General features: G+C 55.3%; 19 protein-coding genes and 1 tRNA gene. 7 read left to right on the forward strand and 13 right to left on the reverse strand.

All coding sequences use genetic code 11. From position 1 onward, the window contains the following. Window positions 1-35 precede the first annotated feature (35 nt). Entirely contained in the window at window positions 36-1529 is a 1494-nt protein-coding gene (locus tag FYC48_RS25670) for a PQQ-binding-like beta-propeller repeat protein (protein WP_235034436.1), read from the forward strand. A 70-nt stretch (window positions 1530-1599) separates the two neighbouring features. On the opposite strand, the gene FYC48_RS25675 is transcribed toward FYC48_RS25670, so the two are convergent. The 3 genes from FYC48_RS25675 to FYC48_RS25685 all read right to left on the reverse strand — a co-directional run bounded on the left by FYC48_RS25675 (window position 1600) and on the right by FYC48_RS25685 (window position 5482). Beyond that, window positions 1600-2787, reverse strand: a complete 1188-nt coding sequence (locus FYC48_RS25675; protein WP_235034437.1) for a cysteine desulfurase family protein — start codon at window positions 2785-2787, stop codon at window positions 1600-1602. A gap of 527 nt (window positions 2788-3314) precedes the next feature. Further along, on the reverse strand, window positions 3315-3926 hold the full coding sequence (locus tag FYC48_RS25680; protein WP_149499667.1) for a phosphoesterase: 612 nt from the start codon (window positions 3924-3926) through the stop codon (window positions 3315-3317). A gap of 194 nt (window positions 3927-4120) precedes the next feature. Next, window positions 4121-5482 (reverse strand): outer membrane protein assembly factor BamB family protein, encoded by a 1362-nt coding sequence (locus FYC48_RS25685; protein WP_149499668.1) that lies wholly within the window; start codon window positions 5480-5482, stop codon window positions 4121-4123. Window positions 5483-5694: 212 nt separating this feature from the next. Here FYC48_RS25685 and FYC48_RS25690 point away from each other — a divergent pair, with 212 nt between their 5' ends. Next, on the forward strand, window positions 5695-8658 hold the full coding sequence (locus tag FYC48_RS25690; protein ID WP_149499669.1) for a tetratricopeptide repeat protein: 2964 nt from the start codon (window positions 5695-5697) through the stop codon (window positions 8656-8658). 296 nt (window positions 8659-8954) lie between these two features. On the opposite strand, the gene FYC48_RS25695 is transcribed toward FYC48_RS25690, so the two are convergent. Next, complete coding sequence (locus FYC48_RS25695; protein ID WP_149499670.1) at window positions 8955-9941, reverse strand: DUF502 domain-containing protein; 987 nt, start codon at window positions 9939-9941, stop codon at window positions 8955-8957. A 484-nt stretch (window positions 9942-10425) separates the two neighbouring features. Continuing rightward, window positions 10426-11430: a ComF family protein gene (locus tag FYC48_RS25700; RefSeq protein ID WP_149499671.1), complete on the reverse strand. Its 1005-nt coding sequence runs from the start codon at window positions 11428-11430 to the stop codon at window positions 10426-10428. Window positions 11431-12510: 1080 nt separating this feature from the next. On the opposite strand from FYC48_RS25700, the gene FYC48_RS25705 reads away from it, so the two are divergent. Continuing rightward, complete coding sequence (locus FYC48_RS25705) at window positions 12511-13092, forward strand: RNA polymerase sigma factor (RefSeq protein WP_149499672.1); 582 nt, start codon at window positions 12511-12513, stop codon at window positions 13090-13092. Window positions 13093-13350: 258 nt separating this feature from the next. Here FYC48_RS25705 and FYC48_RS25710 read toward each other — a convergent pair whose 3' ends face one another. Continuing rightward, a complete protein-coding gene (locus tag FYC48_RS25710; protein ID WP_149499673.1) occupies window positions 13351-14088 on the reverse strand; it encodes a UvrB/UvrC motif-containing protein in 738 nt (245 codons plus the stop codon). A gap of 611 nt (window positions 14089-14699) precedes the next feature. Here FYC48_RS25710 and FYC48_RS25715 point away from each other — a divergent pair. Beyond that, window positions 14700-14933 (forward strand): carbon storage regulator, encoded by a 234-nt coding sequence (locus FYC48_RS25715; protein WP_149499674.1) that lies wholly within the window; start codon window positions 14700-14702, stop codon window positions 14931-14933. A gap of 142 nt (window positions 14934-15075) precedes the next feature. Here FYC48_RS25715 and FYC48_RS25720 read toward each other — a convergent pair whose 3' ends face one another. The 3 genes from FYC48_RS25720 to FYC48_RS25725 all read right to left on the reverse strand — a co-directional run bounded on the left by FYC48_RS25720 (window position 15076) and on the right by FYC48_RS25725 (window position 17895). Then, on the reverse strand, window positions 15076-15861 hold the full coding sequence (locus FYC48_RS25720) for a ThuA domain-containing protein (protein WP_149499675.1): 786 nt from the start codon (window positions 15859-15861) through the stop codon (window positions 15076-15078). 412 nt (window positions 15862-16273) lie between these two features. Then, a complete protein-coding gene (locus FYC48_RS28025) occupies window positions 16274-16438 on the reverse strand; it encodes a hypothetical protein (RefSeq protein ID WP_160149770.1) in 165 nt (54 codons plus the stop codon). Next, window positions 16438-17895: a YeiH family protein gene (locus FYC48_RS25725; RefSeq protein ID WP_149499676.1), complete on the reverse strand. Its 1458-nt coding sequence runs from the start codon at window positions 17893-17895 to the stop codon at window positions 16438-16440. The genes FYC48_RS28025 and FYC48_RS25725 overlap by 1 nt, the downstream gene beginning before the upstream one ends. A gap of 401 nt (window positions 17896-18296) precedes the next feature. On the opposite strand from FYC48_RS25725, the gene FYC48_RS25730 reads away from it, so the two are divergent. Beyond that, window positions 18297-18367: transfer RNA gene (locus FYC48_RS25730), tRNA-Cys, on the forward strand. A gap of 224 nt (window positions 18368-18591) precedes the next feature. Here FYC48_RS25730 and FYC48_RS25735 read toward each other — a convergent pair. Beyond that, complete coding sequence (locus FYC48_RS25735) at window positions 18592-19647, reverse strand: hypothetical protein (RefSeq protein WP_160149771.1); 1056 nt, start codon at window positions 19645-19647, stop codon at window positions 18592-18594. A 106-nt stretch (window positions 19648-19753) separates the two neighbouring features. Between FYC48_RS25735 and FYC48_RS25740 the strand changes: the two genes are divergently transcribed. Further along, a complete protein-coding gene (locus tag FYC48_RS25740; protein WP_149499678.1) occupies window positions 19754-20992 on the forward strand; it encodes a hypothetical protein in 1239 nt (412 codons plus the stop codon). Between the two features lie 173 nt (window positions 20993-21165). Here the strand turns inward: FYC48_RS25740 and FYC48_RS25745 are convergent, their stop codons facing one another. The 3 genes from FYC48_RS25745 to FYC48_RS25755 form a co-directional block, all read right to left on the reverse strand. Further along, entirely contained in the window at window positions 21166-22581 is a 1416-nt protein-coding gene (locus FYC48_RS25745) for an arylsulfatase (protein WP_149499679.1), read from the reverse strand. Window positions 22582-22678: 97 nt separating this feature from the next. Further along, a complete protein-coding gene (locus FYC48_RS25750; RefSeq protein ID WP_149499680.1) occupies window positions 22679-22945 on the reverse strand; it encodes a (2Fe-2S)-binding protein in 267 nt (88 codons plus the stop codon). Continuing rightward, window positions 22942-24129: a M20/M25/M40 family metallo-hydrolase gene (locus tag FYC48_RS25755; protein ID WP_149499681.1), complete on the reverse strand. Its 1188-nt coding sequence runs from the start codon at window positions 24127-24129 to the stop codon at window positions 22942-22944. Before FYC48_RS25755 ends, FYC48_RS25750 begins: the two co-directional genes overlap by 4 nt. A gap of 219 nt (window positions 24130-24348) precedes the next feature. Here FYC48_RS25755 and rlmN point away from each other — a divergent pair, with 219 nt between their 5' ends. Then, a complete protein-coding gene (gene rlmN / locus FYC48_RS25760) occupies window positions 24349-25443 on the forward strand; it encodes a 23S rRNA (adenine(2503)-C(2))-methyltransferase RlmN (protein ID WP_230775983.1) in 1095 nt (364 codons plus the stop codon). The last annotated feature ends 22 nt before the right edge of the window (window positions 25444-25465 follow it).

The following is a 25465-nucleotide window of genomic DNA, read 5'->3' on the forward strand; positions in this document are numbered from 1 at the left end:
ATCGGTCACTTTCGCACCACGGTCCAGATACAGCGATGCGTCACCAAAAGACATTCAGGTCGATCGTAAGTCTATTGATTGGCTGCGTCATGATCGGCTGCGAGGGTGCCGATTCTCGCTCGGAGGATTCGGCAACGTCTGATCCCATTGCGGTGCGGTCAACAGTGACCGCCGAACCCGTCGTGGCGCAGGCCGAGCAGCAAATCGTCGATTCTGACAAGGCTTCCACAAGCGAGGTAAGCGACGGCCAAACGATCCCTATGCGAGGCACCGAAGTAAGCTGGCCTCGGCTGTTAGGAAGTCATTTCGACGGGGTCGCGCCGGCGTCGCAAGTTAGCGTTGATTGGACCTCGCCACCGCAGGTGACGTGGACGTTATTTGTCGGCGAGGGCTACGGCCTGGGAAGTGTCAGCGACCAAACATACTATCACTTTGATGCGACGTCGTCGGGCGGTCGGGCCGTGCAGCGAATCAGAGCGATCGACTTGGAAACAGGAACGGAGGATTGGTCGGCCGAGAAACCGTTCTCCTACAACGACTTGTATGGCTATGAAAACGGTCCGCGTGGAACTCCGGCAATCGCCAATGATCGGCTTGTGTCGTATGGCGTCGACGGCGAATTAACGTGCCGCAGACGAAGTGATGGCAAAGAGCTTTGGAGTGTTTCAACAAGCCAGACGTACGGTGTCGTGCAAAACTTTTTCGGTGTCGGCGCTTCACCGCTGATTCTCGACGGCCGAGTCATCGTGACCGTCGGTGGTAGTCCGCCGGAAGACCAGCAAATCGCACCGGGGCGACTGGACCGTGTGATTTCAAATGGTTCGGCACTCGTCGCGTTCGATCTCGAATCCGGTGACGAGCTTTGGAAAGCCGGCGAGGACTTGGCAAGCTACAGCAGCCCGCGTCCGATGATGATCGACGGAAAGCAAGCGATCCTGGCGTTTTGTCGTGACCATTTGATGGCGATAGAACCAAGCGACGGGACTGTGCTTTGGAAATTCAAGCATCGGGCGGACAAGCTGGAAAGCGTCAACGCGATGATTCCAATCGTTAACAACGATCAGGTTTTCATCAGCGAATGCTATGACATCGGCAGTGCCCTGCTGAAGGTAACTCAAAGCGACGCGTCGGTGGTTTGGAAAGATGAGTCGCCCAGCCTACGCGATCATTCGATGCGATGTCATTGGTCGACACCCGTGCTGATCGACGGTCGCCTTTACGGGTGCAGTGGACGCAATAACCCAGATAGTGATTTCCGGTGTGTCGACCTGGAATCCGGAAAAGTGCTGTGGAGTGACGGGCGTCGGCGACGGAGTTCGGTGACACAGGTGGGCGACGTCTTGTTGGTGATGGGGGAATTCGGGCGACTGCAGGTCGTGCGACCTAATCCAGAACGCTTTGAATTGATCGCCGAATACGACTTGCGTGATCGTTTGACATCGCCAAGTTGGGCAGCCCCAGTCGTGATCGGTAACCGAGTGTTGGTCCGCGGCAATCACCGCGTTTTATGCCTCGCGTTCAAGTCCTAGGACGCCGTTGTGCTAATAATGACTCGGGCAATAGTTCGCGATCGTGGCTAACGTCATTCGGCAAATCCTGTCAGCGGATGCGTTCGTAGGCTTCCGATAGAAGGCGGATCGCTTGTTCGAGTTCGGCGGCGGTGTTGAACTTTCCGATCCCAAAGCGAACACTGCGGCGTGCTTCGCTTTCGCTGCGTCCAAGTCCCATGATGACATGGCTGGCGTTCGCATCGACGCTACTGCAAGCCGATCCGCTGCTGAACGCAACGTCCCGGCAGGCCGCCATCCACGCTTCGCCTTCTACATCGGGAAGAAGGATGTTGAGGTTTCCGGCGAGTCGATCGGAGTTAAGTTCGCTACCGTTGAGTTCCAGCGGATCAATCGCATCGCAGAGTGATTCGAAAAGTTGATCTCTTAGCTTCCGGGTCACTTCGGTTGTGGCTTCTATCTCCGAAGTTGCCAAGCGTAGCGCGGTTGCCATTCCAACCACGTTTGCCGGCGACATGGTCCCACTGCGCAAGTTGCGTTGTTGGCCGCCGCCGACCAGCATCGGCTTCAGACGCACACGTCGTCGTTGGACGCCTCCACCAAAGGTAAGTAGTCCAACACCTTTGGGGCCGTAGAACTTATGAGCCGACGCGCTGATCAAATCAACATCCGTCGCATGTAGGTCGACCGGCAATCGACCGACAGCTTGTGTCGCGTCACTGTGCAGCAGTGCTCCAAAACGATGAGCTAGTTTCGCAATCGCGGCGATTGGCTGCAGTGTCCCGATTTCGTTGTTGGCCCAGTGAATCGAAACGAGAGCGGTATCATCGTCGAGGGCTGTTTCGAGTTGCACGAGATCGACTTGACCGGCCAGGGCGTGTCCTTGAGGGTGGACTCCGATTTCCGTCACGCGAAAGCCGTCTTTCCTCAACCGTCTGGCAACGTCAAGCACCGCGGGGTGCTCGATGGTCGAGGTGATGAGGTGGCGACGTTTTTGTCTTGGGTGACGGCAGATTCCATCGATCGCCAAGTTATTGCTTTCGGTCGCGCCGCTGGTCACAACGACGGTGTCATCGGGCACTCGAAGTGTTTCCGCGATGACCGAAAGCGAAGCTGCGACGGCGTCCGCGGCTTGTCGTCCCATTTCGTGCGATGTGCTGTGCGGATTGCCAAAGCGTTCCACTAACCACACCATCATTTCGTCGGCGACCCGCCGGTCGCACGGCGTGGTGGCATGATTGTCGAGGTAGATCACCGTTGTTAGCTGCAGAGGTTTCAAGCTGAGGATGGATCACGACAAGGGCGAAATGCCAATGGAAATGGACATCCCGGCTGCGAGTGCCTTGGCGGCAGCCTCGATAGCTCCGTAGCGAGGTTGCTCGAATTGCCGTAGCTCTAGTACGGCCTCTTGTATAGCTCGGCAGTTCTTGCTTGGGCAACTCTAAAAGATGGATTTGCAAGGCAATCAGTGAGACGCTCGTCAGTCCTTGCTCGAAGCTGAAGATCGAGGTGCAGGCTCGCCGACTCTCTGAAAAGCAGCGCATCGAGAATGCAAATTCCGTGTCGAGGGACGCAGGTCTCGGTCGCAAAGATGTTCAAAATCGACAGCGTGTCCTCATCGAATCGTTTGCCGGTGATCGTAATGCGGATCTGCACCTGAGCGATTTTTGGCTCACCTCCGAGAACGGCGGTGAGAAAGTGGATTGTGATCGCCGGGTGGTCCGGGCTACCGAGCGAGCGATAGCTTGCACGCAAAGTCGACGTGGGGGGCGATTCCCAAGGCCACGACTAAGCAACGTGAAAGCGTTATGCGAACAACGCATCGAGCGCGAGCTGGCTCCAGGTTTCAAGCTCGGCTCGTTCGGCACGAAGTGTTTCTACGGGGACGAAGCCACCGTCGGCTAAATCCTCTTCGTTGCTTGTGACATCTGGTGAGTGAAGAACGAATCGATGCACGACCCCAAGATGGACTTGGCCGACTTCATTCGATGGATCGTAGATCAGGCCCTCGCGGGTTTCGGTGTAGTCGGATTCAAGGCAAATTTCTTCGTCCAGTTCGCGTTGCATGCCGGAATCATAAGCCTCTTGACCTTCACCGGCGTCTTCGCGACTGATGTGGCCGCCGATTCCGATGCTACGTTTGGCGTGCAAGCGTTTCTCCCCGCCGCCGCCACCGCGAGTGTAAGTGAAGACGCTCGTTTGTCCGCTATCGTCGGTGTGTTGTAGCACGACGTAGGGAATCAATTGTTTAAAGCTTGGGTCAACTTCCATCGCACCACGCGGTCGATAGGCGAGTTGTTCGCTGCGCAAGATTTGATCTAAGTAGCGTTCCGCGTCTGCTTCGAAGCCTTCAAACGCTCCGATGGAGTCGATCACAGACGCCGGGATGACGAGGACGTGTTCTTCTTGTTGGGGCATTGCGGCAGAATCAGAAAGTTAATCGTTGCGTAAATTTGAATAGGAATGGATGCACAGCAAATGTGAGCAACCATAATTAACCGACGGTACTCAGCTCCGGAGAGACGGAGCCCCGCCTTGGGCACGGCGGGGCAACTAGTCGGTTTCAGCGGCCTGGCATTCAATTAGCGCAGGCCGCTATCGGCATACGCCGGTTATTTGCCGAACAAGTAAAGCATGTTGCGAGTTCGCTGCAGCAATGCCGTACCGTTGTAGGGCACCATGCTGGAAACGGTGAACTGTGCGTCATCCCCAACGGGATTGGTGGAGACAAGCCGCGGTTCGGTTCCGCTCAGTGGCCCGACCACAAAGGTCGTGCCGTTTTCGGCGGTGATGTAAAGGTGGTCCTGCGCAACCAGAGGCGAACTGCTGAAGTCGATTCGTGACTTGTCTAATTCATATTCCCAGATGGTCTTGCCGGTTTTTAAGTCCAAGGCGGTGATGATCCCACGGCGTTTTTTGTCACCGGCGACATACACACGGCCGTCTTCGATGGCTGGCGTCGGGACATCGCTGCCAAGATCGTCTCGTTCCCAAACGATGCTGTCACGGCCTTTGCCGGCGATGACGTCGCTAATTTTGCACGCGGTGATCGTTTCGCCGCGAGCATAAGGGCAGACGACGATGTCACCAGAAACAACCGGCGATGAAATCGATCGGAAGTATTGGTCTTGACCGGGGTTGAAGCCACCGACGCGTCCGAGTTCATGCCCGTCTTTAGCAGAGTGGATCGTCAGGTGATCCGCACCCATGACCGCGATCAAGCCTTGGTCTTCGATCGCGATTGGCGTGGTGTAACTTTGTGCCGCTTCGCTCGGAGCTCCCAATTCGCGGCTAACCTTCCAAGCTTCCTCACCCGTCTTTCGATTAAACGCAACGAGATAGCTCGCATCGCCGGTGCGATTGGCTGCCGAGCCATCTTTTTTCTCCGGAGACTGCATGACGGCGATGACGATTAAGTTGTCAATCAACGTGGGGCTTGATCCCAAATCCCACCACAAGGTGTCATCACCATAGCGTTCTTGGAGGTTGATGTGCCAAACCTGTTCGCCGTTCAGCCGCGCACAGCCAAGGTCACCGCTGCGATAGTACGCGAAGACAAATTCGCCATCGGTTACCGGCGAAGGGTTTGAGCCGCTGCCCTTTTTATGTTTACCTTTCGTGTCTTCACCGAACTCGGTTTTCCAAGCAACCTTGCCGCCTTCGTTAAGCTGAAAAGCCAGGAGCGAATTGTTTCCGTCAATTCCCGATGTCAGAAAGGCCAGGTCGCCCGCGATGACCGGTGTGCTTCCACCACGCCCCTCGACTGGCTGCTTCCAGCGGACCCCGGCGTCCTCCGCCCACTCGGCCGGGTAGGTACCAGCCGGGGCAACGCCATTTTGGTTCGGACCACGCCATTGGGGCCACGATGCGGGGGGAGCGGCTTGGAGTGTTGCGACGCAACACAGTGTGGCCGCGGACAGTGCTGCGACGGACAGTGCGGCGGTGGAAAAAGACAAAAATCGAGTGAGACGCATGGCGGGATTCCTGCAATGTGATTCGCCGGAAATGGCTGACGGCTGTCGTTCTGCCGAACGGACGATTCGGGTCGCCAAACCAACTTCACGGGGCGGCAATTGAGTAACCAGTCAGATCGACAACCAGTCGGTGGGTTGAAGCCGTTATGGTATGATGGATCAACCCGAATGATAACACCGCAGTGGGCATTCCGTTGTTCGAAGAAAGAAAAATGAAAAGGCTGCTCTCCCGTGTCGTCAAGCTCGGAAAAGTTCCTCGCTCAGCACGACGCGTTTGCCCGCCGGTCAACTCGCAAGCGATGCGGCCGATTGTCGGAACGATTCGCGGCATCGTGTTGCTTCTCCTGCTTTTTCAATCGTCCGTTGATGGCCAAAGTTCCGCCGACGCCTCGCAGAATGAGGCTCAGACAAACAATGTTCCCGCGAACCGTTCATCATCGCCGTCTTTAACACAGTCATCTGACGCCGCCGCGGAGCAACGAATGGGCTCCGCTCGATCGTTGACGCCACAGCGTTTGTCGACGGGAAGCTACTCGGAACGACAGCGTGCGACGCTAGAGATGTGGCGCCAGCGGACGTTGTCGCGACAAATGGTTCAGGACGCGGCACGCGACGAAGATCCGGAGATCGCCGAGCGGGCCCAGTGGATTTTGCGTCAATGGCGAAGCGGCAACCTTCCCGGACCCCAAGGTGAAAAAACAAGGCCGACCGGCGGCAGTCGCCCCACGGCGCTTGCCACGGTGCTTGAACAAGGGGCGTTCGAAGCGGTCTTGATCGCTGTCGAGGAATCCGCCGGGACGATCGAGTTCGAACAGATTAAACGTCGTGTGGCGAAATCCTTGACCGAACGATTTCCAATCTATATCGACTCCGCCATCGCCGACGGCACACTACCGGATTTTGTCGCTCTGATCGATGCGGTCGCCGACAACCAGGAGATGGCGACATCGTCATGGGATTTAAAACGTCATCTTGGACACGCACTCGATCTATCGAATTGTTTGCCTAAAGGGGCGGAAACATGGGTTGAATCCGAGCGTTTGATTGCCAAGTCCCTGTTCGCATCGATCAACGGAGATGCGATGAACGCGATCGAGCTTGCCGGCCAAGCTGGTGATCTTGATACAGGTCGGATGACCAAAATGATTAACGACCGCTGGGATCTTATCTTGGAATCTGAGCGTCAACGAATCGATCAATCGACCGACGTGCAAGATCGCGTGGAAGCATACGCATGGATCTGCGCGGCAGCGTATCGACTTGGCGATGCCGAATCTCTCGAACAGGCGAAGGCGTTTCTGGTGAAGGCCTCGGCCAAAGAAGCCAAAGCGATCAGCGAGTTGCGATGGCGGATCTTGGCAATGCATGACGCAGTCGACGAGGCAATTCGTGTCGCCGCCCAGGACGATCAAGCGAGCGCCGCGAAAATCGCAGTCGCATCGTCAAGACACGAAGCTGCGATCAAGCATACGGGTTTCGATTTGAGTCTGCTGACAAGCGATCTTGAATCTTGGGTTGACGAGGCGTTGGCCGAACAAAGCGAGCTTTCCAGAGAAGGCGTTGGACAACTGGCTCCTACGGTTGAACGACTGTATGCGCTCGCAAGATTGTTGGTGCGACTGCATGACACCGAAAATGCAAAGGAAATTTATCGTCGTTTGGATAGCCGCGAATTTATTGTGACGCCGTGGGGGCACTCGTTGCTGGACCTGACACTGACCGAGTTGTCTTGGGCCAAACAATACGATCTCGTCGGTGAGATCGCGGTCAAACGAAGAGATAACAACACCGTCGAACGTACGCGTCTGATCATCGCAAAAGCCGCTGGGACCGATAAAGAAACGTTCGACATTGTCGTCGCACAGATGCAGCAACTGTTTCCCAGGACGTCCTATTACGATCGCTTTCGGATGGCGTTCGAATTGTTCCGTGGTCGTGTTCCAGATGGATTTGATTCGGAGCGAGACTTCGAAAGGTTGTTTGTGACGCTGCCCAGTCAGGCCGCGCAGAGGGAAGCACTGAGCTGGAAAACTTCCGAAAGAACGGAAGCGTTCGGCGAAGGTCTGCTCGATTTATTTGCCCTGCACGGCAAGTTGGACTTGGTGCAACGAGGCGATCGGTTGCTGGCCGAAAAAGGTGATCTCGATGCAAAGATTCGTCTCGCCGAGGCATCCTACTTAGAAGGCGACTTTCGTACTGCTCTAGAACGTTGGGAAGAAGTCGCGATTGAATCGTCGCGATTCGATGCTTCGACGGCATTGATCACGCTCGACCATGGAGTGAACTACGCGAAGTCGCTCGTCGGACGTTGGCTTGTCGCACGCCGTTCGGGTTTTACTGAGTTGGCGGAAGACTATGAATTACGGCTGCGTTTGATGGCGATGTCGCCTTCCCTGAAACTGCGCCATGAACTCGCCGAGTACATCAGCGACCAGGGGCAATCGCAACTCGCCGTCGAAACCCTTGGGCAGTTGGTGATTCAAAACAGTTATGGCGGGCCTGAAGCACCCGATCAATTTAACGTCGCCGTTGCATACGTCACAGCGATTAGTCGGCTCAAGGAGGAGCATCCAAAAGCGGTCGCCGATCTCGATCGCATGAATGCAGAGATCATGAAATGGAGTGATCTGGCGGTGCTCGGGATCCTCAACGAGCCATACTTGGAACGAACGTTTGTGGGGTTACCACTAAGTGTTCGGACGACAAAGTTGCAATACGCGATCGATACCAAACAAGGCTCGCTCGCCGAGCAGGCGATCAAGCAGATCGAGCACTACGATCCGCTGAACATCGATTTTGGCGAACGGCTGATTCCGAAATTGAGGGAAGCCGGCTTCGAAGAAATCGCGAACCATTCGATCGATCAATTAATGGACCGCGGACTCGTGTACGCATCGCGTTATCCATTCGATGCGACATCGCTGAATAACTTTGCTTGGACGGCCGCGGTCAACGAACAGCGACTCGACGATGCGCTCCTGCTCAGTCGCCGAGCGGTGATGCTGGAGCCGGATAGCGTAGTTTTTCGGGATACGCTTGCCGAAGTGTTGCACTGCCGAGGCGACGATCAACAGGCCTTGGCGATCGAATCGGCATGTCTGCTCGACCAGCCCGATGAATGGCATCTGCACCAGCAGATCGAAAAGTATCGTCAAGCAACGGTGCAACAAGAATAGTAGACGGCGCCTGAACGCAGCGAGGTGCGATCAGAACACTCTTACCTGTGCGACCGTCAATCCGTCTGAGGCCCCCTCCTTTTCCACAACGGAAAACCCCGTCCATGCATCGCCAAGACTAACTCGCTGGTCGAAAGATGCGTTTTTGGGCGGAAGCGGATGCCAGCGGGCTTCCTTCAAACCGAGGGGCTTAAAAAGGCAACGATGGACGCCACGTGGGCGAGCACCGATACATTCGGCGAATTTCGCTACCTTACAACAATGAAGGTAGGTTGAGGTCGACGGCAGACGAAGTGTCAGACCGTCGAAGGGTCGCTTTCGGTGGGTGTGCTACTTGGGAGGACGACCGCCCCATCGCGGTACTTTGCTTTCGGACGTTTTGCCTCATCGGCGTTGGTGCGTACGATGCGTTGACCCGGCGGAACGACGACGCCACAACTGACGACAAACTGGATGGCTTCGTCGACGGTCATATCGACATCAATGGTGTCGCTTCGCCGAACGGTGACAGTGAATCCTGTCATCGGCATCGGGCTGGTCGGCATCAACACACTTAGCATCGGCTCCCCTGTTGCGTCAGTGAGTTGCCTGATGCTATTGCCGGTAACGAATCCAAGAGACCAGATACCTTTGCTGGGGTACTGGACTGCAACGACGTTATTGAATTCGATCTCTCGTTCGCTGAAGGCAAAGTCTGTGACTTGTTTCACGCTTCCGTAGACTTTGTTGACAATCGGAATACGTAAAATCGCGGCGTCAAACCCACGGACAAACCAGCGTCCGAGGCTGAAAGTGAAGAGACGGCCGACGAAGTAAAGGACGGTGGCGAAGAGAATTAAGAAGATCGGGATGACAATTCGCCGCGGCATCCATTGCACCTGGATGTAGCGATGCCAATAACCGTTTGCCGACGTTAGCGGCGGTGAATTGGTGTCGAAGTAGTCGGCGTTTTCATCAACTGTATCGACCACGTAGGCAGGGAGGTACTTACGACCCGTAGGTCCAGGAACGTAGGGGACACCGTCATACGTAAACGAATTGTCACCCTGGGTGATCGCTTCCTTGGGGATCTCTTCTAAAACACCCTCGCCCCAACTTTCTTGGTACCAGACGACACTCTTTCGAACGGTCGATTCGATGGGCCGCAAGACATAGCTTTCGATCGTATTCCACGCCCAAATCAGCACCACGATCGTCAACAGTGGAGGTAGAACGACCCCCAGTCCGCGGAAAATGAAACTGCGGAAGTGCGCTGATCGGGAAGTTGGTGATTTCTCTTTCACGGAAGACCTGGCAAATCAATTCAGCCCATGCGGCTGTCGAGGGCTCAAAAGCTGGGAAAATCTACGCTATTGCTTGCGATTTGGGTCCAAATTCTTCATCCGTCTTCCAACGGTGCAGGACCAATTGATAAGTCATCGCACGACTGCGCTCATCTTCACCGTAGGCGCAATCGGCGTAATCGCAAACATCTTTGCATTTGTTTTGTTCTGATCGAGACGTTTTCGTGCAATCGACGGAAATTTCCAAGGGCCCCGCATTGATTTCTCGGTCAACAAACCAGCACCGATACAGTTCAATTGAATCTGTTTCGGCTTGTGGGGCGAACTCCCAATTCGAACGCCGCTGGCGACGATGTTGAGATTCATTGGTGGAAATCCACCTTACATCACACAAACTATCACGTTCGCTGGAAACCTGTCGGTGCGAATCTGGTGCCAATGGACGTAATTCACGGAAACAACGCGATTCTTTGCGAGCGTTTGTTCAGTGCCCGGTGGCTCTGGCGACGACACCGATCGTGACACGGCGGACGCCATCGCGTTTAAGGGTCTTGGCGATCTCGTTCGCTGTCGCACCTGTGGTCATCACATCGTCGATCAGTAGAACATGCTTCCCCGATAGGAACGGACGTTTGCGGCTTCTCCAGCCAGGCGTTGTCGTTTTGAAGGCACCGCGAATGTTTTCGATCCGCTCTTTTTCGCCGAGCCAAGCTTGTTTTTCAATTCGCCGCGTTGTCGCAAGGCATTCGTGGAATTCCGCTTGCTTCCATTGAGAACGAACGGTCTGGTACACCGCGGAGGCGATCACTCGGCTTCCGCCACCACCACGCGAAACCCGACGAAAGAAATGCGAGGGGACACACGTGATCACATCGGGGGAGTCAAGCGCTGGAGCTGATGTAGGGGAATCATCGAAGGGCGTTTCCACCGTCGGGGAATCCGTGAATCCGGGGGAAAACGCAACGGTTTCTGTAAGCAAACGATGTCCGAGACGACGCCCCAGGGCGTCAGCGAGCGCGACCTGACTGCCGTACTTCGATGCGACGACGGCTTCCCGGACAAGGTCGTGGTAAACCCAAAGGGCGATGCAACTGTCAAAGTGCAGCGTTTGTGATTGGCATATCTGGCAGTCCTGCACGCAAGGCTTGAGATTCGCCGCACCTGCCACCGTCGCGGCGGACTGTGGGGGGGAGATGCCGTCTTCGGTGGGGGCCGTTTCAGGATGGACAGTTGGCGGGTCTTGGCTGGAACCATCGTGGTTGCCTCCTCCGGCGCCGGGACGACCGCAGCGTCGGCAAGCGGACTGCATCACACGTTCACTCGAGCGGAATTCCCGGTCGCATTTCGGACAAAAATCTACGCCTTCGCGGACGCAGCGATCGCAGACTCGGCAGGTCGGGGGAAGCAACAGGCCTAACACGTCGTCCCACAAATCGCCTGGTTTTTGGCGATCAGGCAGGTAACGACGAAGGGTCTGCCGAAGATTCATTCCGTTGCATCTCAAAAAAGAAGAAAATTCCGGCGAACCTTTTTTTAGTGGTCGAGTCTGTACGATCAACTAGAAACAGGAGCCGGCGATTTTCGCTAGCTTTTCTACAGCACTTGCGTTACGGTTAACGCAGGTGAGCGAACCCTCCTCTGGTGGCATCCTAACGGATTTCCCACCGGGCGTCAGTGAAAGCGGCGGGCGTGTTGCCCGATTGCACATCAAAACAGATGTAAAAAATTGACGACGCCTCCACAGGCGGACTCGCTTTTGTCCAATTAACTTTTCTCCACGCCGCACCGTGAGAGGTGCCGGGAGGTTTGAAATGCGTTTTCAACAAATCATCGCAGATGTCGCACGCAGCCTGGTCATTGCAGGTGCCCGTGAGGTCAAGAGCGTTGGTACGTTTGTACGCGTATCAGACCTTCATCTCTGTATGGCGTCTGTATCAACCGGGACCGGCACATGTCCGAGTTCTCCGCCCACGATGTATTCGTGGCAGCATCATGAGAACTGGAATTTGCCAACCGACGTCCCGGCGGCCAAAGCCATCGGCAGTAAACGGAAACGTCTGCTATCCGAACGGCTAATAAGCCTCGCTGGCTTCGGCCCGAAAGCTCTGCATTGCAGAGACTGCTGAATCGAGTCCGCAGCAACGCTGCTACTCCATTCGAATTAGCTTTTGCCGAGAACTGGCGTTGGCCGTCGTCGCCTCCTGTGGAGGTGTATGCGATTGGTCGCGTTTAATGGTTCGGTGACTGGTTTCGCCGCGGTTTGTCTTGCTTGAGTCGGGGACTGTCCTTGCTCACATACCGCACTCGCGTCGCCTGTTCCCGCCAACATTGACCGGCATTGCGATTGATACATGACCCCTGATTGCGTGAACCGACCCGGCTCAGCGATACCGCTAAGTCTCGATCACCCGCTCAGGCTTGCTTCATCCCGTCGAAAACGTGGTTGCGCGGCCGTCCAAACCCTGACCTGGGCGACGGCTCCAATCCAACACCGAAATCACTGGCATTCATCCGGAACCAAGTGGCTCTAACGGCCCGTTTCCCGTCAGTCTTCGGAAGGAACCGAGCAATGAAATTCAATACTGAGATCCAATTTGATTTACGAGAAATGACCGTCGCAGAGCTTGTCGTTCGAGCTCAAAATGGCGACCGGGACGCGTTCGGAGAGCTGTTCGATCGATACCGACCGGCGATTGTCGCAGGTGCGATGAGCCGGGTTCGAAACGCCGATGAAGCCGACGAGTTGGCTCAGGATGTGTTCATCCAGGCGATGCAAAAGATTGGTCAATTGCGGGTCCCCGAAGCATTCGGTGGATGGTTGCGACAGATCGTGCACCGGATGGCGATCAATCGAGTGACGCGAAACCGCGGTGCGGTCGCTTGCGATCCGGAAACGTTGGCGGCGACTTGTGCCGATGATGACGCGCCAGAAGACGTTGCCGAGAGTCGCGAGCAGGCTGAAGCGATTCGCAACGGAATCGACCGCCTGGGCTCGCTCGACCAAGAAACGTTGACCGCGTTCTACTTGCGTGGGCGTTCGTTGATCGAAATGAGCAACGATTTCCAGGCTCCGGTCGGAACGATCAAGCGTCGTCTGCACGTCGCTCGAAAGCGATTGGCAAAGGAAATGGACCTACTGCAAGCCGTTTGAACGAAAGGCTCGATACGCCATGGACCTGGTTCGGGAATCCCCGGACCAGGTTTCTCATGGTGGGACGCTGCCTATCACGAGGCCCTCGCGTTTCGCCGCGACTTAGCTTTTCGGGGCAGACCTCTTACGCTTCGTTGGCACCGGAAATCAGGATTGGCCGATTGGCGGTGACCACGGTTTCGTTGAAATCGACGGGTAACGCCCGACGGCTGATGAGCCGAACCCAATCATTCGGTCGAGACGGAGTACTCGCGGTGATCAATCCAGCTCACGTCGGTTAAGTTCATCGCGCAGTTTTGCCGCGAGCTCGTATTGTTCTTGCTCGACGGCCGCGCTCAGCTTTTCGCGCAACGTTTGGCCGACTTCGTATTCACTTCGGAGCGTTTCGCGAAGTTCGACAAGTCGAACGACTAATTCGTCCTCCTCGAAGTGCTCTTCCGCTTCGTGTTTGGTGAAGAACTCACGGATGGTTTCTAGGCCACTGTTGATTGCCTGAACGGCTTCTTCGCCGGATTCATCGTCTTCCAGGGCTCCAAGTGCGGCCGCTTGGGTGCGATGGAAAAGAACGAAGGGACGATACTGTTCGTGAGAACGGGTCCATTCTTCGTCCGGGCTGACGCGTTCACTGACGTCCATCAGTCGCAACGTGTGGTCTGCGTCCATGACTGCGCGGTTGTAATACTGCAGTCGCAGCCAGCAAATTCGGCGGTGGTAAAACTGCATGAATTCGCGGTCGACTTCCATGCACTGTTCTTCTTCGAGCACCATCTCGGGTTTTTCCAACAGCGCCTCTTGTAAGTACAGCAGGTATGAAGAGTGTCCTTCGACCGTTTCGCCGTCAGGTCGTTCGGTCGTTTCCAGTTGCAAGATTCCCATGTCCACTCGCATCTGGATGACATCCCGCCCGTCGCTTCCTTTGACCATCCGTACGTTTAGCGTATGGGGATCAAATTCCCAGTCCTTCAATAAGTCGTCTAGATGCATTGTTCGTTTCATCGGTCCAATCTGGAGCGGCGGGGCACGAAGCACGCCTCAGCAGGAGTATAGCACTGGACTATCACAGGGCGAACGCGACGCACCGCGTGAGTCGGCATCGCTTCGAATGCCAAACACCTACGTCAATCACGATCCCATTCGCCAGAAAACCGCCGGACTGTCTGCTGCTGGCCGGATCGATCCTGGCATGTGAGCTGCCATCGGTTGTTCCTGCACGCCTTACTGCGAGCTCCCCACCGTGTACCGAGGGCCGTCCTCAGTCGTCGAAATATCGTTTCTTTCGGACATCGTTCCGTGGTCTGACCAGTGGTGTCACTGAGCCCCGGATAACTATGTCGGTGAAGCGTTGAAAGGTCTCCGCGAGAATACCCGCTGAGTCTCAAAACGCGACACGGGTTCCATGTTGAGTAGGATTGCTTGCGTTTGCTATCAAACGTTCATGGCTTGCCGGAAGAACAAAAACAGGTTTTCTCCCGGTTTTCCTCAAGTTCCCTGTTAAACCTGGTCCTTTCAGGCGTAGTTATTACCGGATTGGCATACGGTTTGTACCGGTCTTACCGAACCGTTTGACAAAATTTTTCGATCCCCGAGGAATCAAGGAAGTTAAGCTAATGTTGGTTTTGAGTCGCAAAGCAGGTGAGAAGTTGATGATTGGTGACGATGTTGTCCTGACCATCAATCGTATCTCTGGCAACCGAGTGGCGATCGGCATTGAAGCGCCCAAGGATGTGCGGATTGTACGAGGCGAGCTAAATAAGGCGGAACTGGCACCTGCCGGTGCCGCCCCAAATACCGCTCCCATGGGTGATGCCCGGATCGCAGTCGCGAGCCGAGCGGAGGCCTAATTCAATCGCCCACGAGTTTGGCGGGGCGCCAAGCGTTCGATGATCAACTTGAACGTTGCGCCCCCAACTCGGGCATTTTGCGAACATGAATCGTTCGCCTGAAAAATCCACGCCAAAAAAATTCTTCGGCGATGGCTTGCCGCTAACGCTTGGCGGCGGCCCATGTGGTGCCTCTGACGACTAGGTCCATGAATTGTGGGTCATCAAACGTCGAATTCGAATGCCCGTACGTCGTGCCGAAGACTCGCGCCTTCCCGTACTGGTTCGTCCAAATCACGGGATGGTCTTTTCCCGTCTTCTCGCTTTTGCTGGTTGCCAATACCGTTGTGTGCGGCCAGACCTTTTCGATGATGTAGAGTTCGTCGTCCTCGATCGTGTGTCCGTCCGGAAATGTTTCCATGATCGGATGGTCTTTTTTTGTCACCTTGACGCTGTACGCGCTGCGGTGGTCGTGTCGCCGGCTAGTGACACCGAGCAGTTGCCGCCAATTGTCGATTTCTGCGCCGCGATAGGTGTGCATCGCGCAGTGAATCACGACGGCATTTAGCCCGTCATAGTGTGGTTGCGTGATGCTGCGGATGTATGCAGGGTCGGTGGTATTGGCAAAGCATTCGTTGTGAATGCAAACGTCGAAATTCTTCGCCCACGAGGCGTCTTTATAAAAATCAATTTGTGCTTCGGTACCGTTGCCGCCTTCGTTGACGACGGTCCATTGAACCGGGACACCGTGTTTCTCGAAGGCCAACTGCAATTTCTTCGTTTGAAAGTCGTAGTCATGGCAGCAGCCGCTGGTGATCAATAGCACGCGAATGGCTTCATTTGATTGACTCGCAGTTGCTTTGGTGGCGTTTAAATCCTGGGCCGATGCGTCGAGCGATACGAGTGCGATCAGCGCGAAAGCGAGCGGGGCGAGTCTGAAGTGTTTCATCGGGGTGTTTAACTGAATGATGGTACGTTTAACGAAGCTCGGCGATTTCCAAACTGACGAAGTCGACGTCGCTGAAGTTGATTTTTCCGCGCCGGAACCGTGAGTTGCCTAACGCGGGGGCTGCGGCGAGGGGCCGCTATGGTTTGCGTGCCCCATGATCTTAAACCACCGTTCGGCAATTTGCTATCAGCAACGGTTTACCATCAGCAACGCGACCACGGCGGTTCTCGTGCTTCGTCAACCTTCGAAATTAGGATTAACCGCATGGCGTTCGCCACGGTTTCGGTGCAATAACCCGGGCAAGAGCCCGTCGCCTGATGACTCGAAACCTTATTTTCAGATGGAACGCATCACTTTGGCAATCGGACGAGGGGGGATGGAAATGCTCTCGCCGGTGCCAGTGCGGTGTGTCTCAGTCGAGCAGCGGCAAGTCCGTATAAAACATCGCGGCTGGATCGATGCCCTTTTGTTCCAGCCACGCTTCGCGTTGGCGGACCGTGGTCGTCTGGGACAGTCGTGGTAAGACGATCCCCCAAAGTAAGACAATCACAACGATAATCGCCAACAGTCGTCGCATCAGTTTTCCGCGAATAGGATGCCGAACATCAAGTAACTCATCAACAAGGTCAAGACTAGGTTCAATGACTGACCACAAACGTAAAGGACCATTGGTTTGCCGCCTTTGAAGTACGGCAACAGTTGGCGAAAATTGGTTTCTAAGCCGATGCAGACGAACGCCAGACAGAAAAACCAACCGCGAAGTGTTTTTGTGGACCCTTTGATCATCGCATCGGTCAGCAAGTCACCTCCGGCGACTTGGCCATGGATCAACGAAAACACGATCGATGCGATGATAAATCCCAGGACAAACTTGGGGAATCGATACCAGATTTCACCCACGCCGACCCGCTGCGATGATTCGTCCTTTTCCACGTAAGTCACCCAGTACGTCGCGACCAAGAAAGCGGTCACGCCAATCAGAATGTTTTGAATCATCTTGACTGTCGAGGCGATTTCAAGTGCCTCGTCGCCTAGGACTGCTCCGGCCGCCGCGACGGCGCCTGTGGCATCAATCGTCCCACCTAGCCAAGCGGCCCCGACGGCCATGGGCAGGTTCATCAGCTCGATCAATATCGGCAACACCACCATCATCACCACCGTGAACGATAACGACAGCCCGATCGCCAGTGACAACTCTTCTTTCTTGGCCCGGCACGAGGCCGCCGTCGCAATTGCGGCCGACACACCACACACCGACATGTCCGCGCTAATCACCATGTTCAACGACCGGGAAGGGATCTTCAACACTTTCTGTCCGAAGAGATAAGTGCTCACCAAGACGATCGGCGTCACCACCCAAGCGACTCCGATCCCAGGCAAGCCGAGCGCCATCAGCCGACTCATTAAAACCCCGGCACCGAGTAGGACCAATCCGGTCTTGATAAAAAACTCCGTCAGAATCGCCGGTCGCAACCAAGCCGGCGTTTCGATCGTATTACTGATAATCAAGCCGACCAAGAGAGCCCAAAGTGCGTATTCGAGGTTGTACGCTTTCACGGTGCTTTGGCTGGCCAAGACATACGCAATCGTGGCTAACACAAATATCGCAGGGAACGCGAAAGCGAACCCCATCGCGTCCTTGCGTCGCAATTTCATCGCGACCGTGAATAGCACGCCGATGGTGATGAACGCTCCTAAGATGCCCGGCCAGGTGGATTCAAAAGCGGTCAGAGGGGACGAAATCCATTTGCCAGGTTTAGCCAAATAAGGCTTCAGGGGGCTGGTTAATTTTTCTGCTCCCTCGGCATCGAAGCCGGTGGGCGCTGTTAGCAACACGGCGAAAAATGCGATGGCAAGAATCGTAAAGCCGACCCAGATCGCCCACCAATCCTCGCTCGTCGCCATGTCGCTTCGCAGTGACGGGCGGCTCGCGTCAGGTTTCACTCGACCGTCTTCTGTGGCAGTAGCAGCTCCGTCCTGCGAGGCAGCAGTGATTGGCTTGGAAGGGTCGGTGGGAGTGTCAGCGTCAGACATCGTGGTGGCGAGAATGAAAGGCGGGAAGGAGTGGCGTTACGGATGATACGCAACGCGGGCTCATTTTTTATCAGTCAACCATCGCCAAGTCGACTGCGACACCGACTACATGCCGCTACGGAGTGCGTCGAGGTGACGACCGAAGTGATTATCCAGGGCGTTACCGTACGTTTCCGGGTGGGCGAGAAGATCGCAACGATTTTCGATCGGGCACATTTCTTCTCACAACGAACTGTCCGGCTGCGAACTTTTTTAATTCTTCAGATGTCCCTCAAGAGACCACCAGCGAAGGCCGATATCCCATTGCACGCAAGTCAACGATTCTGGTGAATTCCCCAAATCAACCGTTTGGAGTCTTCTTGACGATCCGGAAAAGTTTTCCTAGGCTGACAAAATAGTCAGGCGACTTGGCCGAGTGGTTAGGCAGCGGATTGCAAATCCGTCTACAGCGGTTCGACTCCGCTAGTCGCCTCTTTTCGAAGGCCCCTGTGAGCGTAACGTTCGCAGGGGCCTTTTTTGCGTTGACGCTCGCAGACAAATCCAACTTCCGACGACTCAGCTTTCATGCCACGCCTCGGGGCGATGACTGCGAGTCGGCCCATCTTGAATTTCTCAGGCCGAAAACGAATGCGGTCGACCTGCTTGGTCGCTTCACTTTCGTTGCGCCGCCCCTTTGGTCCATGTCAGGGGGCCATGTCAGGGTTCGTCATCACGCCGATTGACAAAATATTCGCGTACCTCGCGATGAAGCTCTGGTTTGTCGCTGGCCCAACGCAGCAATCCGTTCGGGTCAATGGCGATGTCTTGGGCGGGGTCAAAGCAATGCCGTTTCAGGATTGCTTCTCGCGAAAGGTACTGTCGGTCTTCTTTACGACCATGCCAAAGGTGATAGGCGAGCGAACGGACGTGCCGGACGTTCGGATCGAGCGAGCGTCCTTGGGCAATGTAGTCTTGATAGCTGGCAACCAGTCCAGGCGAAGTATCAAACAGCGTCGACTTTAGTTGTCCATCGGCTGGTGGGCCGAGCAACGCCTGGGCAAAAATCTCGTCACCCGATCCGACAACGTTCGTGATCGGCAATCCACCCATTGTTTCAAGTAACGACCGCTTCGCGATCCAAGCCCCGCCGGGACATCCGCCGCCTCGGGTTGTCTTCAGGCCGGCGACGCGTCCGCCTCGCTGGTGGATCTCGCGATGATTCATGTCTAAAAAAATCACCCGTTCGAATAATTGAACGGCATCGGCTCCTTTTCGCAGCAGTTCGATTGCATCAACAAGCCAGCTTCGTCTGGTTAGGCACAAATCATGATCGATCCAGCCCACCATCGTGATATTGGGAGGCAAGTTCGCGATGACCCGGTTGATCATCGCTTCTTTCTGCCACATCCAATGTTGCGGTCCGCCTTCGATCAGCCGCGCGAACTCAATCGACCTTGTAGATTTCGGAAATGTGACCTCGACGACCTGTAAAACATCACGCAGCACGCCCAAGCTGGGTAACCATTCCCAAAACGTTTCGGAGAGGCGACGTGAACCGGTTGGATTGAAGTGAACCGTGACGAGTGCCACCTCGCCGATTTCATCGGGGACGATCGGCGTGACAGTCGAAAAGTCAAACTCGATATCCAAATTTAAGAATTCGTCCAACGGTTGCCTCGGCACGGTGCATTTTGTCACTTGAAATGTCGATCTGCGGACCATCATGTACCGTCGGACGCTACCAGGCAATCGCTGATCAATAGACAACGACACCGGACTGAGACCGCTACAATCAACTACCTTCGCATGTAGGCGCGTCTGCAGGTTGTCGGTGTCCTTCAGATCGATCGATGGTGTTCTTATCAAAGGGGAGTCGCAGATGAGATCTTGGCTACTAACACCTTGGCTACAGGTTTTGATTTTCATCGTTTGTCTCTCTCGGCCCGGGGCAGCTCAAGACGCATCGCCGCTCTTTCCTTTAATCTCTGATAGCGAGGCGAAATCGAAGTGGGTTCTGGTTGTGATTACGGACGAGGATCCGCTCACCAAATCAATCGAGAAGGCAAACGCCAATCATGTCGACGCTCTCTCGAGCCATGACCTCTGGTGCTTACCGCTGCTGCGACATTCAATGGAGGAATTGATCGAACAGCGTCCCGACTTGAAAGATCGTTTCGTCGTTAACAAGCTCGCCGTGGGAATCCCAAGCTCATGGCAAACGACTCAGACTGCAAACTTACCGTCGCGATCGATGGTAATTCTCTGTGATGGATATCAGCGGGTACTCAGCTTAGCCGCCGGCGTCCCCGACAAGCGCGAACTGATCCGCATGGTCGAGCAGGCCGAGGAGGTCTCCACTTTACTTTCGCTCTACAGGGACAATCCACTGCGGCTGAGTGAAGAGCTGCTTTTCCGTGCAAAGGAACGTGTCGCTCGGCAGTATCAACAATTCATCGATGAGCAATCGATTGAAGATTTTGTCGGACAGCGCGTCGAAGACGAGCAAACCTGGCGGCAAGCGTTTGGCAGCTACGTTGCAAAGCTGCAGCCGGTCTATCGGATCGATACAGAGCTTCGATTTTCCATTCCGTCGGATGCGAACACTCCTCGAATGCGAGTGCTTGAACAGCACTGTGAAACGAGGCAGGATTGGTGCGAAAGCATCCTCCCTTGGTTGCAAGGAAAGTCGCTTGTCAGTGTGATCGATTCGGCGGTCGATGCGACATGGCAACAACCACCGGTGATCGATGTGACCGAGGCAAGCCATCACGAATTGTTGCAATGGTTTCAATCACGCCAAGCCGTTTCGACAATCGTCATGGCAGTTCGGCCAGACTTGATCGCCGGACAAATTGCTTGGCCACCACCGAACGTCAATCTGAAATTACGTGGGCGCACTTGGAGTGACCTCGAATCAGCAATGTCAAAGCACGCGTATCGCAAGGTCGCACTCGAAGAACTCGTGTTTTTATTTCGTGAATTTAACGTGGAACCGATCGTGCTAAACCAAGGCAGCCGAGTTCGCTATGTGTTCTTCGAACACGGAAAGAAGAAGCCGGCGATCGTCCGCGAGTCCGACCTGCCGGGCAAATATATTCGGCGTTTGAAAATAGACTGATACCATTACTTCCCCGTAGATCAAAATGTTGCGACGGCGACCGATCAAATTCAAGTTGCTGATAGGACGAAACCGCACCGTTCTGCGGTGAGAGAAGCTGAAGCTGTGGTCGGTCAATGCATGTGCCCGATAGGCGTCAGTCGCAATGGTCTGACGCACGAAGGTCAATCCGATTAGTTGCGATTGGCGATTAACGGTAAATCGTCGTTCTTGAGCAAATCGATCAGTTCACGAACGGTCTCCGGGTGTTCCTCGGACACGTCGTTTTCTTCGCCGACATCGTTGCGTAGGTCATAGAGTCGCCAGTCCGCGCGGCCATCACGATCTTTGCGGTAACGGACCAGTTTCCAGTGTCCCTTTCGCACGCCGATGGTTGTCTCTCCCTCCTGGCTCGCCCAATAAAGGTACCGGTGCTTTGGTTGGTCTTGTTGAGACAACAGTGTTGGCAAGTATGAGAGTCCATCAATGCCATCGGGAGCAGCGACGCCGGCGAGTTCACAGGCGGTTGGCAGGTAATCCCAGAACGCCGATGGTAAGTCGGTTGTCACGCCCGGTTGTACTTTGCCAGGCCAGCGGACGATCATCGGAACCCGGATGCCGCCATCGTGCATCGAGCGTTTGTAGCCTTTTAGTGGGCCATTGGAATCAAAAAATTCGTGATCATGGTTTCCTTCGCGGTGAGGGCCGTTATCGGAAGTAAAGAAAACGATTGTATTGTCATCGATCGCCAATTCTTTGAGCAACTTAAATAGACGCCCCATGTCGGCATCCAGGCGGGTGACCATCGCGGCAAACCCTTTTTCCGGGTTTGGCCAATCACGATTCGCGTAGCCACCGTAGCTAGGAATTTCCATGCCGTCTTTCAACACGCGACCGCCTTCGTTGTTGGCATGCGGGACTGTCCAGTGAATATGTAATAAGAACGGATCGCGATGGTTGCGGCGAATAAACTGCATTGCGGCATCGGTCATCACATCATGTGAATACGTTTCTCGCTTCGATGACACGCGCCCTCGGGCTTGCGGATGATCGAGCAACTCGTTGCCCGGAAGGAGCACCTGGCGATCATTTTCCCACAGGTGCAACGGATAGTAATTGTGGGCTTGGCTTTGGTTCATGTAGCCGTGCCAATAATCGAACCCATTGCGATTGGGATGCCCGGGGTTGTCGATCTCACTCGGATTTTCGACGTGACCGAGCGCCCATTTACCGACTCCGCCACACACATAGCCCGCGTTTTGAAGCAGTTTGGCGATCGTCGTCTCGGTTCCCGAAAGCGACCGCGGTCGATTGCCCATCAATCCGGTGTTGCCGACGTGTTTTCCGGTCCAAAGCACAAGACGCGATGGACGGCAGACTGTGTGGCCGGCGTAGTGGTCGGTGAATCGCATGCCTTCAGATGCCATGCGGTCAAGGTTGGGCGTACGAATGACCTTTTGGCCGTAGCAACCAAGATCGCCGTATCCAAGATCATCGGTCATGACGTAGATAATGTTGGGCCGCTCGTTCTCCTTGGCATTTCCGAGCGCGGACCAAGAGCACAGCAGGACCACCGTGAAACACAAGCGATAAACGCTGACAACATTCATGAACTAGTATCCGCCATTGATGGGGTTCGATCAGAAAGTCTTGATCATACCCCGCGGCAGGGCATCATGGGCACCCGTGCATCTGAAGTGGCTAGGTCTACCGTTGACGTTCTGCCTGACGGCGCTGGCGATAGGACGCTCGCTGTTGGGCGTACTGTTCCGGCGAAGGTAGTGACTCGTTGGACGGTTCCTGCGCCTGCCATAGGCGTTTGAGAAACGGTCGACACCAACCACAACCGGTGCCTGCCCCGTAACACTCTGACAGTTGCGATGCCGCCTTCGGTTGGGTCGTCCGGATGAACTTTTCAAGTTTTCGGCGCGACACTCGAAAACACAAACAAATCTGTTGGTCGTCGTCGGTCATTTCGATTTTCCGCACAAGAGTTGTGTGGCGATTTGACAAGCAGCGATGTAATCGTTGACGTCGAGCGTTTCTTTGTCGGTGTGGATATTCTGTTGTCCGCAACCGACCGTGACGGCGGGGACCCCGTGATGATTCAACCAGTTCGCATCCAGCCCACCGCCGGCCAGCATCCGATAGGGTTCGCGTCCCATCGCCTTGAGCATCGATTCCAGTTCTAGGATCGACGGATCATCTTCGGGGAGTGCGAATGAGTCATAGTCAACGCGTGATTTGAATTCGCAAATTCCCGAGTTGCCGGCGTCATTGCGGGTTTCTGCGGCGGCCCACTGAAAAGCCTGTTTCATCGTTTCGACGATCTTCGTTCGAAAAGCGGAATCATGGCTACGGGCCTCGGCGCGGAGTTTGACCTCGGGGGTGATGACATTGGTCGCATCGCCGCCGTGAAAGATGCCGACGTTTGCGGTGCCTTCTCCATCGGGTTGTTTGACGCGTCCCAACCAGCCTTCTTGCTCCAACACCGCGATCGCTTTGGCTGCGATCACGATCGCACTGATGCCAGTCTCCGGCGCAACCCCGGCGTGGGCTGGTAAGCCTTTGAGGGTGATGTCGATCCGTTCGCCGCCGATCGCCCCGGTGGTGATCTTATTGACCGACCCGCCGTCAAAATTAAATGCGAGGTCTACCTTTCCGATCAGCGACGCATCTAAGGCTTGGGCACCTTTGAGTCCGATTTCCTCTTGAACGGTAAAGAGCAACGTCGCCGGGGGTAGCGAGCTATCTTCTTGACAGATTCGCTCGATCGCGGCCGTCAGAATCGCCGCGCATCCGCTGCGGTCATCGGCGCCTAGTCCCGTCGCGGCCGAACTGGTGACGGAGTCACCTTCGATTACCGGTTTGCTTCCCAGGCAGATCGGGACAGTGTCCATGTGGGCGGATAACAGCACGTGGGGGCCAGGACCGCCGCCGGGGAGCTTGACCACCAGGTTGCCGCAATCGCCCTTTAATTCGGTCCGTTCGTCTGCCCCATCAAACTGGCAGCATTCCGGATCCAGGCCGGCACTGACAAGCTGGTCGATGATCGCCTCGGCAACATCGCGTTCCTCGCCGCTACGTCCTGGGATCGCGGTCAAAAGCGTGAAACGGTCCAAAGCTTCCTGTCGATCGACGATTTCTGGCGAATTCATGCGAACCTGTCCTTGCAATTAGCGGCTGACAACTTTCCTGATCGGCCATAAACTATGACGGTCCGCGACGGCGGTGAAAATAGCGGAGGATCGCGTCGCGATCACGAATGCCAGGTTTGTCTCGGATTTGGATCGACGGTGGCGCTCACATCGCAATCGAATCCGATGACGAATCAGTGCCGCACCTGAACTCATTTTCTCTCTTACCGACGATTGTCATTGAACCTTCCCGTCCTCCAATCCGATTCTCGACTCCCCGATGCCGCGGCTAGCGATGATCGACAGCACTTGCTCGATCTGTCGCTTGAGCAATTGCAGGGTTGGCTAGCGGAAAAGAAGCAACCTAAGTTCCGGGCCAAACAGATTTTTCATTGGCTGTACCAAAAGCGGGCGCGTTCGTTCGATGAAATGAGCGACCTGCCCAAGAAACTGCGGCATCAGCTCGAAGAGTCGTTCGTGGTCTTCCAGGCTTCCGAAGCGGCGGTGCAATCCAGTCGCGACGGCACGGACAAGCTTCTCGTTCGACTGCCCGACGGAGGAGAAGTCGAATGCGTTTTATTGCGTGACGGACACCGACGCAGTATTTGCGTGAGCAGCCAGGTCGGCTGTGCGATGGGGTGCGTCTTTTGTGCCAGCGGGCTCGACGGCGTTGACCGAAATCTCACTCGCGGTGAAATCGTCGAACAGATGTTGCGTTTGCAAGCCAGGCTTGATGACGGTGAGCGTCTCAGCCATATCGTGATGATGGGAATGGGGGAACCGTTGGCCAATTTGGATCGTGTGCTCGGTGCCCTCGAAACAGCACGTTCGGCCGATGGCTTAGGGATCAGCCCACGGCGGATCACGATCAGCACGGTCGGCTTGCCGCCGGCGATCGATCGGCTGGCCAACAGTGGTGTTCCTTACAATTTAGCCGTCAGTCTGCACGCACCGAACGAAGAACTGCGTAGCCAACTTGTTCCCGTCAACAAAAAGATCGGTATCGACGCGGTCCTCGAAGCAGCCGATCGTTACTTCGATGCCAACGGACGACGACTGACATTCGAATATGTCTTGCTGGGAGGCGTTAACGATGACATCGATCATGCGCGGCAGTTGGCCCGACGCCTTCGCAACCGAAATGTGATGTTGAACGTCATCCCCTATAACGCCGTCGAAGGTTTGCCCTACGAGACGCCCAGCAAACAGTCGATCTCGCAGTTCCGAGAAACGCTGGAGTCGGCGGGGGTCAATGTCATGTTCCGGCAACGCAAAGGCGATGAAATCGACGCCGCCTGCGGTCAACTACGTCGCAATCGTGGCGGTAAACAGTGATCAACCGAAGCGGTTGTCATCA

The sequence above is a fragment of the Roseiconus lacunae genome (genome assembly GCF_008312935.1).
Classification (GTDB): Bacteria; Planctomycetota; Planctomycetia; order Pirellulales; family Pirellulaceae; genus Stieleria; species Stieleria lacunae.

Coding starts and splice junctions, on each gene's coding strand:
- FYC48_RS25670 (WP_235034436.1), top strand. CDS start 36: ATGCGTCACCAAAAGACATTCAGGTCGATCGTAAGTCTATTGATTGGC.
- FYC48_RS25680 (WP_149499667.1), bottom strand. CDS start 3,926: ATGCCCCAACAAGAAGAACACGTCCTCGTCATCCCGGCGTCTGTGATC.
- FYC48_RS25685 (WP_149499668.1), bottom strand. CDS start 5,482: ATGCGTCTCACTCGATTTTTGTCTTTTTCCACCGCCGCACTGTCCGTC.
- FYC48_RS25690 (WP_149499669.1), top strand. CDS start 5,695: ATGAAAAGGCTGCTCTCCCGTGTCGTCAAGCTCGGAAAAGTTCCTCGC.
- FYC48_RS25700 (WP_149499671.1), bottom strand. CDS start 11,430: ATGAATCTTCGGCAGACCCTTCGTCGTTACCTGCCTGATCGCCAAAAA.
- FYC48_RS25705 (WP_149499672.1), top strand. CDS start 12,511: ATGAAATTCAATACTGAGATCCAATTTGATTTACGAGAAATGACCGTC.
- FYC48_RS25710 (WP_149499673.1), bottom strand. CDS start 14,088: ATGAAACGAACAATGCATCTAGACGACTTATTGAAGGACTGGGAATTT.
- FYC48_RS25715 (WP_149499674.1), top strand. CDS start 14,700: ATGTTGGTTTTGAGTCGCAAAGCAGGTGAGAAGTTGATGATTGGTGAC.
- FYC48_RS25720 (WP_149499675.1), bottom strand. CDS start 15,861: ATGAAACACTTCAGACTCGCCCCGCTCGCTTTCGCGCTGATCGCACTC.
- FYC48_RS28025 (WP_160149770.1), bottom strand. CDS start 16,438: ATGCGACGACTGTTGGCGATTATCGTTGTGATTGTCTTACTTTGGGGG.
- FYC48_RS25725 (WP_149499676.1), bottom strand. CDS start 17,895: ATGTCTGACGCTGACACTCCCACCGACCCTTCCAAGCCAATCACTGCT.
- FYC48_RS25740 (WP_149499678.1), top strand. CDS start 19,754: ATGAGATCTTGGCTACTAACACCTTGGCTACAGGTTTTGATTTTCATC.
- FYC48_RS25745 (WP_149499679.1), bottom strand. CDS start 22,581: ATGAATGTTGTCAGCGTTTATCGCTTGTGTTTCACGGTGGTCCTGCTG.
- FYC48_RS25750 (WP_149499680.1), bottom strand. CDS start 22,945: ATGACCGACGACGACCAACAGATTTGTTTGTGTTTTCGAGTGTCGCGC.
- FYC48_RS25755 (WP_149499681.1), bottom strand. CDS start 24,129: ATGAATTCGCCAGAAATCGTCGATCGACAGGAAGCTTTGGACCGTTTC.